This window comes from Mesorhizobium sp. YIM 152430, assembly GCF_029210365.1.
GTDB lineage: Bacteria > Pseudomonadota > Alphaproteobacteria > Rhizobiales > Rhizobiaceae > Aliihoeflea.
In genome coordinates, this window is the sequence record NZ_JARGES010000001.1 from 22,034 (window position 1) to 35,587 (window position 13,554).

13 protein-coding genes are annotated in these 13,554 nt (G+C 66.2%); 6 read left to right on the plus strand and 7 right to left on the minus strand.

The features are described from left to right. Positions 1-100: 100 nt before the first annotated feature. Complete coding sequence (locus tag PZ895_RS00105) at positions 101-1,228, minus strand: beta-ketoacyl-ACP synthase III (RefSeq protein ID WP_275837000.1); 1,128 nt, start codon at positions 1,226-1,228, stop codon at positions 101-103. Between the two features lie 157 nt (positions 1,229-1,385). Here PZ895_RS00105 and zwf point away from each other — a divergent pair, with 157 nt between their 5' ends. Genes zwf through edd form a run of 3 tightly spaced genes read left to right on the plus strand, consistent with a single transcriptional unit; the run spans position 1,386 to position 5,415 of the window. After that, on the plus strand, positions 1,386-2,855 hold the full coding sequence (gene zwf / locus PZ895_RS00110) for a glucose-6-phosphate dehydrogenase (RefSeq protein ID WP_275837001.1): 1,470 nt from the start codon (positions 1,386-1,388) through the stop codon (positions 2,853-2,855). Next, entirely contained in the window at positions 2,855-3,586 is a 732-nt protein-coding gene (gene pgl, locus PZ895_RS00115; RefSeq protein WP_275837002.1) for a 6-phosphogluconolactonase, read from the plus strand. The genes zwf and pgl overlap by 1 nt, the downstream gene beginning before the upstream one ends. A 14-nt stretch (positions 3,587-3,600) precedes the next feature. Next, on the plus strand, positions 3,601-5,415 hold the full coding sequence (gene edd / locus PZ895_RS00120) for a phosphogluconate dehydratase (RefSeq protein WP_275837003.1): 1,815 nt from the start codon (positions 3,601-3,603) through the stop codon (positions 5,413-5,415). Here the strand turns inward: edd and PZ895_RS00125 are convergent. After that, complete coding sequence (locus tag PZ895_RS00125; RefSeq protein ID WP_275837004.1) at positions 5,394-6,161, minus strand: class I SAM-dependent methyltransferase; 768 nt, start codon at positions 6,159-6,161, stop codon at positions 5,394-5,396. The genes edd and PZ895_RS00125 overlap by 22 nt on opposite strands. 78 nt (positions 6,162-6,239) lie before the next feature. Here PZ895_RS00125 and gloB point away from each other — a divergent pair, with 78 nt between their 5' ends. After that, positions 6,240-7,007 (plus strand): hydroxyacylglutathione hydrolase, encoded by a 768-nt coding sequence (gloB, locus tag PZ895_RS00130; RefSeq protein WP_275837005.1) that lies wholly within the window; start codon positions 6,240-6,242, stop codon positions 7,005-7,007. 34 nt (positions 7,008-7,041) lie between these two features. Here gloB and PZ895_RS00135 read toward each other — a convergent pair whose 3' ends face one another. From PZ895_RS00135 to PZ895_RS00145, 3 genes are read right to left on the minus strand one after another with little or no spacing between them, the layout of a single operon-like run. Continuing rightward, the gene (locus PZ895_RS00135) at positions 7,042-7,713 is read right to left on the minus strand and encodes a lysoplasmalogenase (RefSeq protein ID WP_275837006.1); all 672 of its coding nucleotides are present in this window, start codon (positions 7,711-7,713) and stop codon (positions 7,042-7,044) included. Further along, positions 7,713-8,588, minus strand: a complete 876-nt coding sequence (locus PZ895_RS00140; protein ID WP_275837007.1) for an EamA family transporter — start codon at positions 8,586-8,588, stop codon at positions 7,713-7,715. The genes PZ895_RS00135 and PZ895_RS00140 overlap by 1 nt, the downstream gene beginning before the upstream one ends. Positions 8,589-8,639: 51 nt before the next feature. Next, a complete protein-coding gene (locus PZ895_RS00145; RefSeq protein ID WP_275837008.1) occupies positions 8,640-9,392 on the minus strand; it encodes a DUF3108 domain-containing protein in 753 nt (250 codons plus the stop codon). Between the two features lie 251 nt (positions 9,393-9,643). Between PZ895_RS00145 and rpmB the strand changes: the two genes are divergently transcribed. Together rpmB and PZ895_RS00155 are read left to right on the plus strand one after the other, a co-directional pair. Beyond that, on the plus strand, positions 9,644-9,940 hold the full coding sequence (gene rpmB / locus PZ895_RS00150) for a 50S ribosomal protein L28 (RefSeq protein WP_275837009.1): 297 nt from the start codon (positions 9,644-9,646) through the stop codon (positions 9,938-9,940). Between the two features lie 84 nt (positions 9,941-10,024). Then, positions 10,025-10,648 (plus strand): queuosine precursor transporter, encoded by a 624-nt coding sequence (locus tag PZ895_RS00155; RefSeq protein ID WP_275837010.1) that lies wholly within the window; start codon positions 10,025-10,027, stop codon positions 10,646-10,648. 10 nt (positions 10,649-10,658) lie between these two features. Here the strand turns inward: PZ895_RS00155 and PZ895_RS00160 are convergent, their stop codons facing one another. Both PZ895_RS00160 and cobT read right to left on the minus strand, forming a co-directional pair. Next, entirely contained in the window at positions 10,659-11,654 is a 996-nt protein-coding gene (locus PZ895_RS00160; protein WP_275837011.1) for an esterase-like activity of phytase family protein, read from the minus strand. Next, the gene (cobT, locus tag PZ895_RS00165; protein WP_275837012.1) at positions 11,651-13,546 is read right to left on the minus strand and encodes a cobaltochelatase subunit CobT; all 1,896 of its coding nucleotides are present in this window, start codon (positions 13,544-13,546) and stop codon (positions 11,651-11,653) included. Before cobT ends, PZ895_RS00160 begins: the two co-directional genes overlap by 4 nt. Positions 13,547-13,554: the final 8 nt, after the last annotated feature.

Here is a 13,554-nt window from a genome sequence, read left to right on the forward strand (position 1 = left end):
CGCCGGCGAAGTTTCGGCAGTTTCGCGGTTTGTCAGTCACAAAGAGTTTAGCGCAAGCTGATGAACCGAATGGCGGGTTTCGCGTTGCGCGGCGCTTCCCCTACCCTGTCTTGCGCACGATCACGCTGCCGGCCGAATACCCCGCGCCAAAGGAACAGATGACGCCGAGGCTGCCGACCGGCAAGTCGGCCGAGTGGCGCGAGAAGGCGATGATGGAGCCGGCGGAGGAGGTGTTGGCGAATTCCTGGAGGACGTTGGGCTGCTCGGCACGGGTCGGCTCGCGGCCCATGACCTTGGCGCCGATCATGTCGTTCATGCCCTTGTTGGCCTGATGCAGCCAGAGGCGTGAAAGCTCGCCCGGCGCGATGCCTTCGTCGGCGAGATGGGTCAGCATCAGTTCGGCGACCATCGGCACGACCTGCTTGAATACCTTGCGGCCTTCCTGACGAAACTGCATGTCACGCCGGTCTTCCATGTGTCCCTCGCGCGTGCGGCGCAGAAAACCGTTATTGTTGCGGATGTTGTTGGAGAACTCGGTCAGGCAGCGGGTCGACAGGATTTCATAGGCGTTCTTCGACGTCGCATCGTCGAGGCGCTGGAGGATGACGGCGGTGCAGACGTCGCCAAAGATGAAATGGCAGTCGCGGTCGCGCCATTCCTGATGGCCCGACGTGATCTCGGGATTGACCATCAGGATCGCGCGGGCCGAGCCGGAGCGGATCATGTCGGCGGCGGCCTGGATGCCGAAGGTGGCCGACGAACAGGCGACATTCATGTCGAAGGCGAAGCCCTTGATGCCGAGCGCTTCCTGCACCTCGATCGCGATGGCCGGATAGGCGCGCTCGTGATTGGAGGCGGCGCAGATGACGGCGTCGATGTCGGCCGCCGTCAGTCCTGCCTCGTCCATCGCCTTTTTCGCCGCATCGAGCGCGATTTCGGCCATGATGGAAATGTCGTCGTCGGAGCGCTCGGGCAGGCGTGGGTGCATGGTTTCGGGGTCGAGGATGCCGGCCTTGTCCATCACGTAGCGGCTCTCGATGCCGGACGCCTTGACGATGAACTCCTCGCTCGACATCGGCATCGCCGCGCGCGTGCCGGCCTCGATCTCGCCGGCATGGGCCGCATTCTGCCGCGTCGCATAGTCGTTGTAGGATGCGACCAGTTCGGCATTGGAGATGGTCTGCGGCGGCGTGAAGATGCCCGTGCCGGTGATGGCGACCTTGTGCATGGAAGCTCCCGTTTCAGCGGCAGGCTGCGTGCTGCCTTTGGCTGACAGATAGGCCAAAATGCGAAAAGGGCAAAGCGGGAACGATTCGGGTGGGGGCTGGCCAATCTAAATCGATTAGAGTATACGAAACGGAACGACAGCAGCGAGCCTTGAACGCATGACCAGCACGACCATTCCCGTCGAGCCCTTCGATTTCGTCGTCTTCGGCGGCACCGGCGACCTTGCCGAGCGCAAGCTTCTGCCCGCGCTCTACCAGCGGCAGAAGGCGGGGCAGTTTTCCGAGCCGACGCGCATTTTCGGCGCCTCGCGTTCCGAGCTTTCCGACGATGAATTTCGCCAGTTCGCGCGAAAGGCGATTGCCGAGCATGTGCCGGCGGCGGACATCGACCATGAACAGGCCGAGCGATTCCTAAACCGCATCGCCTATGTGCATGTCGATGCGAAATCGGGCGACGGTTTCGACCGGCTGAAGGAGGCGATGGGCGAAAGCGAGCGCATCCGCGCCTTCTATCTCGCGGTCGCGCCGGCGCTTTTCGGCGACATCGCGGCCAATCTGGAGAAAGCCGGACTGGTGACGCCTTCAAGCCGGATCATCGTCGAAAAGCCGATCGGGCGCGATCTGGCCTCGGCAAAGGCGCTGAACGACGCCATCGGCCGCGTCTTCGACGAGCAGCAGATCTTTCGCATCGACCATTATCTCGGCAAGGAGACGGTGCAGAATCTGATGGCGCTGCGCTTTGCCAACGCGCTCTACGAGCCGCTGTGGAACTCGGCCCATATCGACCATGTGCAGATCACCGTGGCCGAGGCCGTCGGGCTCGAAGGCCGCGTTTCCTATTACGACAAGGCCGGCGCGCTGCGCGACATGGTGCAGAACCACATGCTGCAACTTCTCTGCCTCGTCGCGATGGAAGCGCCGGCGGCGCTCGACGCGGACGCGGTGCGCGACGAGAAGCTGAAGGTGCTGCGCGCGCTGAAGCGCGTCAACGGGACCGATGCGCCCAAGCTCACGGTGCGCGGGCAATACAAGGCCGGTGCATCGGCGGGCGGCGCGGTCAAATCCTATGCCGACGAACTCGGAGAGGACAGCGGGACGGAGACCTTCGTCGCGATCAAGGCGGAGATCGAGAACTGGCGCTGGGCGGGCGTGCCGTTCTATCTGCGCACCGGAAAGCGGCTCGCCGAACGCGTGTCCGAAATCGTCATCGAGTTCAAGCCGATCCCGCATTCGATCTTCGAGGAAAGCGCCGGCAACGTCGTCGCCAACCAGCTCGTGATCCGGCTCCAGCCCGACGAGGGCGTCAAGCAGTTCATCATGATCAAGGACCCCGGACCGGGCGGAATGCGGCTGCGCAACGTGGCGCTCGACATGAGCTTCGCGCAGGCGTTCGACGTGCGAAATCCGGACGCCTATGAGCGGCTGATCATGGACGTGGTGCGCGGCAACCAGACCCTGTTCATGCGCCGCGACGAGGTGGAGGCCGCGTGGCGCTGGATCGACCCGATCCTCGAAGCCTGGGACGAGAACCAGCAGGGCGTACAGGGCTATACGTCGGGGACCTGGGGACCATCGGGCTCGATCGCGCTGATCGAGCGCGACGGGCGGACCTGGCACGAGAGCATTTGATGCGCGAATTCGCCGACTCGGATGCGGTGGCGAAGGCGCTGGCGGCGGATGTCGCGGGCCGGCTGACGGATGCGATCGCCGCGCGCGGGCGGGCGGTGCTGGCGGTTTCGGGCGGGACGACGCCGGTGCGGTTCTTCGGCGAGTTGTCGAAGGCGGCGATCGACTGGGGCAAGGTGATCGTGACGCTGGTCGACGAGCGGTTCGTGCCGCCGGGTTCGGATCGGTCTAACGAGAAGCTGGTGCGCGAGAAGCTGCTGGTCGGACAGGCGGCGGAGGCGCGGTTCGTCGGGATGTATTCGGGCGCGGAGAGCGTCGAGGCGGCGGCGGAGCGGGCGAGCGAGGCGGTTTCCGGGTTGATGCCGGTGGATGTGCTGGTGCTCGGCATGGGGACGGATGGGCATACGGCTTCGCTGTTTCCGGACGCGGTGGGGATTGCGGAGATGTTGAGGGGCCCCTCTCCGTCTCGGGCTATGCCCGAGCCACCTCTCCCCCCGGAGGGGGGCGAGGAAACGACAATCGTGAACCTCGTGCTGCCTGTTCATGCGCCGAGTGCGGGAGAGGCGCGGTTGACGTTGTCGCTTGCCGCCATCTGCAAAGCGCGTGCGGTTTTCCTACATATCGAGGGGGCGCAGAAGCGGGGCGTGCTGGAGCGCGCGGCCGCCGAAAAGCTTCCCGTCGCGGCCGTTCTTGCCGCCACCGAGACACCTGTCGTCACCTACTGGGCGCCATAGAAAGTCGAGCGATCATGAGCCTCCACCAGACCGTCGCCGCCGTTACGGACCGCATCCGCGAGCGCTCGCGGGGCAGCCGCGAAACCTATCTGGCGCGCGTCGAGGCGCAGATTTCGCGCGGGGTGCATCGCTCGACGCTTTCCTGCGGCAATCTCGCCCACGGCTTTGCGGCCTGCGGGCCGTCCGACAAGGCGGCGCTGGCCGGCGACGTGGTGCCCAATCTCGGCATCATCACCTCCTATAACGACATGCTCTCGGCGCATCAGCCCTTCGAGACCTATCCGCAACTGATCAAGGACGCCGCGCGGGAAGCCGGCGGCGTGGCGCAGGTGGCGGGCGGCGTTCCGGCGATGTGCGACGGCGTCACGCAGGGCCAGCCGGGGATGGAACTGTCGCTCTTCTCGCGCGACGTGATCGCGATGGCGACGGCCATCGGCCTCTCGCACAACATGTTCGACGCCGCGCTTTATCTCGGCGTCTGCGACAAGATCGTGCCGGGGCTGACCATCGCCGCCTTCACCTTCGGCCATCTGCCGGCGATCTTCGTGCCGGCGGGGCCGATGACGACGGGCCTGCCGAACGACGAGAAGGCGCGCGTGCGTCAGCTTTACGCCGAGGGCAAGGTCGGGCGCGCCGAACTTCTCGAGGCGGAATCGAAATCCTATCACGGGCCGGGCACCTGCACCTTCTACGGTACGGCGAACTCCAACCAGATGCTGATGGAGATGATGGGGCTGCACACGCCCGGCTCCTCCTTCGTCAATCCGGGCACGAAGCTGCGCGACGCGCTGACGCGCGAGGCGGCCAAGCGCGCGCTGGCGATCACCGCGCTCGGCAACGAGTTCACGCCGGTCGGGCGAATGATCGACGAGCGGTCGATCGTCAACGGCGTCGTCGGGCTGCACGCGACGGGCGGCTCGACAAACCACACGATACACCTGATCGCGATGGCGGCGGCGGCGGGCATCAAGCTGACCTGGCAGGACATTTCGGACCTTTCCGACGTCGTGCCGCTGCTTGCGCGGGTTTATCCGAACGGGCTTGCCGACGTGAACCATTTCCATGCGGCGGGCGGGCTCGGCTTCCTGATCCGCGAACTGCTCGACGCGGGGCTCGCGCATGAGGACGTGCAGACGGTCTGGGGCGAAGGGCTGCGGCCCTATGCCGTCGAGGCGAAGCTGAACGCAGACGGCACGGTCGCGCGCGAGCCGGCGCCGGCCGTCAGCGGCAACGACAAGGTGCTGGCGCCCTTCCCCAAGGCGTTCCAGCCGACGGGCGGGTTGAAGGTGCTGAAGGGCAATCTCGGCGCGGCGATCATCAAGACTTCCGCCGTCAAGCCCGAGCGACGCGTGATCGAGGCGCCGGCCAAGGTGTTCGACAGCCAGGAGGCGCTCAACGCGGCGTTCAAGGCCGGCGAACTCGACCGCGATTTCGTCGCCGTCGTGCGCTTCCAGGGGCCGAAGGCGAACGGGATGCCGGAACTTCACCGCCTGACGACGGTGCTGGGCGTGTTGCAGGACCGCGGCCACAAGGTCGCGCTCGTCACCGACGGGCGCATGTCGGGCGCATCGGGCAAGGTGCCGGCGGCAATCCATGTGACGCCCGAGGCGCTCGACGGCGGCATGATCGGCAGGATCCGCGACGGCGACATCGTGCTTGTCGATGGCGAGGCCGGCGCATTGCAGGTCGAGGTGAATGCGGCGGAACTGGCGGCGCGAACGGTCGAACTGCCCGATCTTTCGGCGAACGCGTTCGGGCTCGGGCGCGAATTGTTCGAGAATTTCCGGCAGGTCGCCGGACACGCGGATCAGGGCGCGGCGGTGTTTTGAACGTCGCGCCGCAGCCGTGCCGCACCGGCGCCCTGCGGCGACAGGACGGGCACGAAAACCCGGCGTGAGGCGCGCTGGGTGACTGGGAGACCCTGATAGACGCGTTTTTGCGCCTCGACCACCAGCACGCCCGCAAAGACCGGCCAGAATCTCCGGCCGGTGCGCTCCAGAAGCGAATAGAGCCGCATCATGAAGCGACGTTCCATCGGCGGGAAATGCAACGCATCGGACCATGGGCCGGGTGTGAAATTCGCGTCGCGCAGCAGACTCGAAAGCTGCCCCCTAGAGAACGGACGGCCGGTGCCGAAGGGCGTATGCTCCATGCGCGCCCAGACGCCGCGCCGGTTGGGAACGACCAGCACCAGGCGGCCGCCGGGAGCCAGCACGCGCCACATCTCGACCAGCATTTCGCGCGGGTTCTCGGCATGTTCGAGCGCATGGACGAGCAGGATGCGGTCGACCGAGGAATCGTGCAGCGGCAATTCCTCCTCGAAGACCAGGGCGGTCGTGCAGGGCTTGCCGGCAGGCCACGGAACCGAACCCTGCTGGGCTGGCATGAAGGCGAAGACGCGGTCGGCATCGGTGCCGAACCGCTCCAGCCAGGGCAGTGCATAGCCGAGGCCGACGAGGCGCTCGCGACTCAGATTCGCCCAGACCGACGAGATGCCCATCGCGATCGACCGTTCGGCGAGCTTGCCGAGCATGGTGGCGTAGAAGGCGCGCAGATCGACGATGTCGTTTCTCATGGCGACAAGGTAACCGCCGGAAGTGACATTGCAAATGCGCGGCCTTATCGTTCCCCCAACAGGAAAGGAACGATCTTCATGGGACTGCAAGTCGAGCAATTCATGTGCCGCAGCGACAATTTCGGCATCCTGATCCGCGACGAGGCGACGGGGGCGGTCGGGCTGGTCGACGCGCCTGAGGAAGGGCCGATCCTCGCGGCGATCGAGCGGACCGGGTGGGCGCCGAGCGTGCTCTTCGTGACCCATCACCACCCCGACCATGTCGAGGCCAATCAGGCGCTGAAGGCGCGGTTCAAGCTGAAAATCGTCGGGCCGAAGGCGGAGGAAGGCAAGATTCCCGGCATCGACGAGACGGTGGAGGAAGGCTCCGACCTCTCCTTCGGCGAGGAGCGCGTGCGAGTGATCGAGACGCCGGGGCACACGGCGGGGCATGTGAGCTATGTCTTCGAAAAGTCGGGCGTGGCGTTCACCGCCGACACGCTGTTCGCGCTCGGCTGCGGACGGCTGTTCGAAGGCACGCCGAAGACGATGCACGAATCGCTCAGGAAGCTTGCCACCCTGCCAACCGCAACGACCGTCTATTGCGGACATGAATACACGCTTTCCAATGCCCGATTCGCGCTGACCATCGACCCGACGAATCCGGCGCTGAAGGCACGAGTGGCGAAGATCGAGGCGCTGCGCGCGCAGGGCAAGCCGACGCTGCCGACGACGATCGGCGAGGAGTTGTCGACCAACCCGTTCCTGCGCCCGCACGACCCCGCGATACGCAAGGGGCTGGGTATGGAGACGGCAAGCGATGCCGAGGTGTTCGCGGAGATCAGGAAGAGGAAGGACATATCGTAGGCGTCCACCCCCTCCATCGCTTCGCGCCGCCGCGCTATGCCAGCACCCCGAGCGTGATCGCGATCTGGGCGGCGATGTAGGTGACCCAGATCGCGGGGCCGGTGACGGTTCGCAGCAATGCATTGGGGCGCAGCAGGAACCGCTCGGTGGCGAGGATGGCGTCGGAAGCGATGAAGAGCACGGCGCCGACCATGACGGCGGACGACTGCGTGGTGAAGGCGGCGACCCCCATCGCGACGATGGCGAGCATGTAGGCGAGGACGGCCGGGCGCATCGCGGCGACGAGCGCGGGCCAGAGCCGGAGCAGCATGACGATGCCGAAGGCGCAGATTGCGAGCGCGGCGGCGAGGCGCCACGGTTCGACGACGAAGATCGCGAAGCCCGCGCTGCCGGTCGCGAACAGCGCGACATAGGCGACATGCGCTGCAAGGAACGCGCCGAGGCCGGCGAGGAAGAATCGGTCGTCGTCTTCCTGCGCGAGCGCCAGATCGCCGAGCGCGCTCAGGGCAAGTGCGGCGGTGAGAAGCCACGGCCCGCCTTCGCCGAAGCTCAGCCAGGCGAGCGCTGCGAGCGGGATGGTCTTGACCGCGCTGCGCCGCCACGAAACCGGCAGCGTGCGGGCATAAAGGTAGATGACCGCAGCGAGGATCGCGAGAATGAGTGCGCCGTTCGCCTGCGATTCGAGACCTCCGGGAAAGGGCAGCATCAGACTTCGACCGTGCGACGGCGGGTGAACATGTTCTTTGCCGCCAATGCAGCGCCGGCCGTGATCAGCAGACAGGCGGCGAGGATGTGGGCGGTCGCGGTCGCCGCGCCGGCGGCGATGAGCACCAGCGTCGACAAAAGCGGCGCGGCATAGCTCGCCGCGCCGAGAACCTGGATGTTGCCGTGCTTGACGCCATGATCCCATGTGTAGAAGGCGGCGCCCACCGGCATCAGGCCGAGGCCGAGGACGGCGAGCCATTGGCCTGTCCCTTGCGGCCAGACCGTTTGTTCCAGTGCGACGTGACAGGCGAAGGAAAAAAGCGCGGTCGCAAGGCAGAACCATGTGACCATCGAGGTCGGCACGGCTGCGAAGCGGCGCGACAGGAGCGAATAGCCGGCCCAGAAGACGGCGCAGACACCGGCCATCGCATAGCCGAACGCATAGGTCGCATCGAAGGCGAAGTTGCCGCCATTGGTGACGATCAGGAACGTGCCGGCGAGGCCCATCAGCGCACCGGCGACATGGTGCCAGCCGAGCCGCTCGCCCGGCATCAGAGCCGAGCCGAGCACGATCAAAAGCGGCCACAGATAGGCGATGAGGCTCGCCTCGACGGCCGGCGCATTGCGCAGGGCGGTGAAGTAGAAGAAGTGATAGCCGAAGAGCCCGCCAATGCCGATCAGCCAGACGACGGGTGGTATTCTTGCCCGCTCGCGCGGCGGGGCGACGATGCGCATGGCGAGGCCGACTAGCGTGCCGATGGTGAAGGTGAGGCCGGAGAGCAGGAAGGGCGGGACGTCGCCAGACCCGGCGGTGAAGAGCGCGAGCAGCGCCCACATGATGACCGCCGAAAAGCCGATTGCCGTTGCCCGCGCCATGATGTGCCCCCGTTTCGAGGTGGCGTAGCGCGGGGGGAAAGCGCTTGCAAGCTACTGCGTGCGCATGGTCTGCGCGACGATGCGCAGCGTGCCGACCTGCGTGCCGATGGAAGCGTCGACCGGAGCGTAGAAGCCGGTGTCGGCGAGCGGAGCGAAGGCGATGGAGATGCGCGAGCGGTCCCGCAAGTAGCGCAGTGCCGAGCGGCTGGGGCGATAACCGGCCACCGGCTCGAACCTGGCCGTGCAGGTGACCTGACCGCCTTGCGGCGCGCCTGCGGGTGAAAGACGCAAATTGGCGCGCATCTCGCCGTCATAGATGCGGATCGTGCGGTTGCAGACCTCGGCGGGGCTTGCCGCGCGCACCAACGTCGACGAGATCGGGTCGACGACGGAGGTCAGGTGATCGTCCTGCAAATGGACCCAGTCGCCCGGTCGCGGACGTGTGGGCGGGACGTTTTCCGTCGCCGTCACGGTGCCGCCCGAAAAGCGGATGGCGGTGCGCTGCGCCTTCTTGTCCGACCGGTAGTTCAAATCATAGGACCGCGGCGCGGTGCCGGTCGAGGACAGCCCGCCCGAGACGGAGGTCGTGCCCTGCGTGCTGTCGAAAAGACGCGCCATGCCGGCGCTGGCGAGCTGGCCGTCGATGCGGAAATCATCGTCGCCGATGACGCTGGTGAAGGACGCCTTGCCGACCGGAATCCCCATCAGAGTGATCGAATAGTCGGTCCTGAAGGTCTGCGCGGCGCTGGCAGAGCCTGCGGCGGCGAAAATCGCCAAAAGGGCGGCGGACATGGTGCGGACCATGTGGAATCTCCATGAAATCTGCGGCAGACCGCCCCTTCCCGACTGCCTGTTCGTCGAATCCCCTTTGATCGCGCGAATTCGGCGAATATATGTTGACTCCAGCCGCGGCCCTGCCCGCTTGACCGGAAGGGGAAATGCAACTAAGGAACGGCAACTTTTCCATGAGGCCGCCCGACATGACCCCGCGCGCCGACCATCTGGTGCGGGTTCGGGTCTATGGGCCGGTTTTGAGAAACTGAAGGTTTGAGACTATGTCCCGCGCATGTGAATTGACCGGCAAGGCCGTGATGACCGGCAACAATGTCAGCCACGCCAACAACAAGACCCGTCGTCGCTTCCTGCCGAATCTCGTCAATGTGACGCTGATGTCGGAAGCGCTGAACCAGAATGTGCGCCTGCGCATCTCGGCCAACGCGCTGCGCTCGGTCGAGCACCGCGGCGGCCTCGACGCCTTCCTCCTGAAGGCCGGCGTCAGCGATCTTTCGCAGCGCGCGCGCCTCTTGAAGAAGCAGATCGCCAAGAAGACGCAGGAACAGGCGTCCGCCTGATTTTCGCGCGACTGATCCTATCGACGGCGGGCGATCCTTCATCGGAGGCGCCCGCCGACTGGTTCCATAACCCAGGTTAAAAAAATGCAGACCCAGAACGTCTCCGTTTGGCCCTTCGTGGCCGCGATGTCGGCTATCGTCGTCGCCTCCAACATCCTCGTCCAGTTCCCCTTCCCGCATTTCGGCCTTCAGGATCTTCTGACCTGGGGCGCGTTCACCTATCCGGTTGCGTTCCTCGTCACCGACCTCACCAATCGCCGCTTCGGCCCGACTGCTGCGCGCAAGGTGGTGCTGGTCGGCTTCGCCATCGCGATCGTGCTGTCGGTGTGGCTGGCGACGCCGCGCATCGCCATTGCCTCGGGCTCGGCCTTCCTCGTCGCCCAACTGCTCGACGTTGCCGTGTTCGACCGCTTGCGCCGGAACGCCTGGTGGCAGGCGCCGCTGATCTCGACCGTCATCGGCTCGCTCGTCGACACGGCCCTGTTCTTCTCCCTCGCCTTCGCCGCGCAGTTCGCCGTGCTGGATACAGGCTTCGGGCTGGAAGACGGGTCGCTCGGCTTTCCGGTGCCGTTTCTTTGGACACAGGTGCCGCTCTGGCTGTCGCTGGCGCTGGGAGACCTCGTCGTCAAGATCGGTATTGGCGTCGCGATGCTCGGACCCTATGGCGCGCTGCTGTCGGTGTTGCGGCCGGCGCCGGCGGTGCGGTAGAGACGCCCTCTCAGTCCTCCGCCAATTCGAATTCCAGATAGAGGTTGCGCTGAAGCCAGGACTGGTTGTCGTCCGACATGAGGGCGACGATCAGGCGGCCGTCGTTGCGGCGGAAGACGTCGAGGGCTTCCATGTTGTCGACATGGTAGACCATGTTGGCGTCGAGCAGGATTTCGCCGTCGACCAGCGCGCCGGGGCGGATGTCGCGGGCCGGAATCTGGCGCAGGCGCATGGCGACGCCGCGCGCATAGGAGAAGCGTCGTTCCAGCAGAAGCAGGTCGCCATCGGGCAGGAAGACGCCATCGGTAACGTCGAACTCGTCGGTGCGGCGAACCTTGAAGATGCCCTTTTGCGGCCCTTCCAGAACGGCGGCAAAGATGTTGCCCTGCCGGTCGATCGATCTTTCGGCGACGACGATGCGGGCTCCGGCCAGCGGGCCATCCTCCGGCGCCCGCGCGATGGTTTCGAGGCCGGCATTGTAGCGCAGTTCATTGCGGGGGATCAGGAAATCGACGTCGCGGATGGGGCCGGCCATGCCGGCGGGGTCGATGCGGTATTCGGAGACGCGGGCGCGGCGCTCGAAGGTCACCGTCGCGACGCCGCCATGGATCGAGATGCCTTCGGCGTCGACCTGTTCCTTGTCCTCGATGGGCCTGCCGGCCCCATCGACCATCTGCTGCATCGTGAAGTCGGCGAGACCGACCGGCATCCCATCCTCGTCGCGCCGGACCGTGCCCGAAAACCAGTAGCCGTGATCGGCGACGCCGAGAAAATCGCCGCCGGGCGTCAGGAAGCGGAAGCCCGAGAGTTGACCGAACTCGCGCCGGTCGCCGGTCATCGAGAACCCGCCGACGAAGGTCAGGCGGCCATAGTCGCCCTCGGCGCCGGCGACGCGGAATTTTTCGATGGGACGGAATTGGAGGGCCACGGGAAAGGGTTCGGCGGCAAAGACCGGGCCGGCAAGCGCGAAAAGCGCAAGCGATGCCGTCAGCAGGCGCGCGATCATCCCGCCCGACGCTTGAGCCCGCGCGAGAAGCGCGCGCTTTCTTCCTCGAACAGGCCCGCCAGTTGCTCGGTCATCGCGCCGGCCAGTTCCTCGGCGTCGACGATGGTGACGGCGCGGCGGTAGTAGCGGGTGACGTCGTGGCCGATGCCGATGGCCAGAAGCTCGACCGGCGAGCGGGTCTCGATCAGGTCGATCGCGGCGCGCAGATGGCGTTCCAGATAATTGCCCGGATTGACCGACAGCGTCGAATCGTCGACCGGCGCGCCGTCCGAAATCATCATCAGAATCTTGCGCTGCTCGGGCCGAGCGATGAGGCGCTGGTGCGCCCACAACAGCGCCTCGCCGTCGATATTCTCCTTCAGCAGGCCCTCGCGCATCATCAGGCCGAGATTGCGCCGGGCGCGCCGCCACGGCTCGTCGGCGGACTTGTAGATGATGTGGCGCAGATCGTTGAGGCGGCCGGGATTGGCGGGCTTGCCGCCCTTCAGCCACTTCTCGCGCGCCTGCCCGCCCTTCCACGCCCGCGTGGTGAAGCCGAGAATCTCGACCGAGACGCCGCAGCGCTCCAGCGTGCGCGCGAGGATGTCGGCGCAGGTGGCGGCGACCGTGATCGGGCGGCCGCGCATGGAGCCGGAATTGTCGAGGACCAGGGTGACGACGGTGTCACGGAAATTGGTATCGCGCTCGCGCTTGAAGGAGAGCGGCTGCATCGGGTCGATGACGACGCGCACGAGACGGGCCGGATCGAGCGAGCCTTCCTCCAGATCGAACTCCCATGAGCGGTTCTGCTGCGCCATCAGGCGGCGCTGGAGGCGGTTGGCCAGACGGCCGACGACGCCCTGAAGGTTTGCGAGCTGCTTGTCGAGGAAGGCGCGCAGACGCTCAAGTTCCTCCTCGTCGCAGAGTTCGGCGGCGCTGACCGTCTCGTCGAACTCGCGGGTGAAGACCTTGTAGTCGATCTCCTTCGGCAGATTGGCGAAGGGATCGTTGGTGCGGCGCGTCTCGCCCGGCGTCTCGGCGTCGAGTTCGTCGTCGTCGGCCATGTCGTCGGCGGACGCGTCGGTGGCCTCGGTCTCGCCGGCTTCCTGGTCCTCGCTGGTCTCCTGCGATTCGTCCGCCTGGGACTGGTCGGAGCCCGAATCGTCCTCGCCGCCGTCGTCGGCCGAATCCTCGCCTTCGGGCTGGTCGTCGTCATTGTCCTCGCTGTCGTCGGACTGATCGTCCTCGGCCAGGTCCTCGGCCATGTCCATCGAGGCGAGCATGTCGCGCATGACGCGGGCGAAAGCCTGCTGGTCGCCGACATTGGACGCGAGGCCGTCGAGCGTGTCGCCGGCCTTGTCCTCGATCCAGTCGCGCCAGAGCGAGACGACGCGCTCGCCGCTCTTCGGCGCGGCGCGGCCGGTCAGGCGCTCGCGCACCATCAGCGCGACGGCTTCTTCCAACGGGGCCTCCGACTGCTGGGTGACGGTGGCGAGATTGGCCTTGGAATATCTGTCCTCGAGCATCGAGCCGATATTGTCGCCGACGCCGGTCATGGCGCGCGAGCCGATCGCCTCGACGCGGGCCTGCTCGACCGCATCGAAGATGGCGCGGGCCTGCTTGCCCTGCGGCGCCAGGCGCGAATGGACGGCATTGTCATGGCAGGCGCGGCGCAGCGCCATCGAATCGCCGATGCCGCGCGTGACCGAGATGTCGTTGGGGCTCGGCTTGCGCGGCAGGTCCGGCAGGCGGGCGCGGTTGCCGGTCAGCGCCGGCTTTTCCTTGGCGAAGGTGACTTCCATCTCCGCATCGCCGGAAATGGCGCGCACGCACAGCGACAGCGCGCGCTTGAAGGCGTCGGTATCGGCGCCCTTGCCGTTCCTCACCCTGGAATTGTCGCCCGGTCCGGCCATCTCGTCCC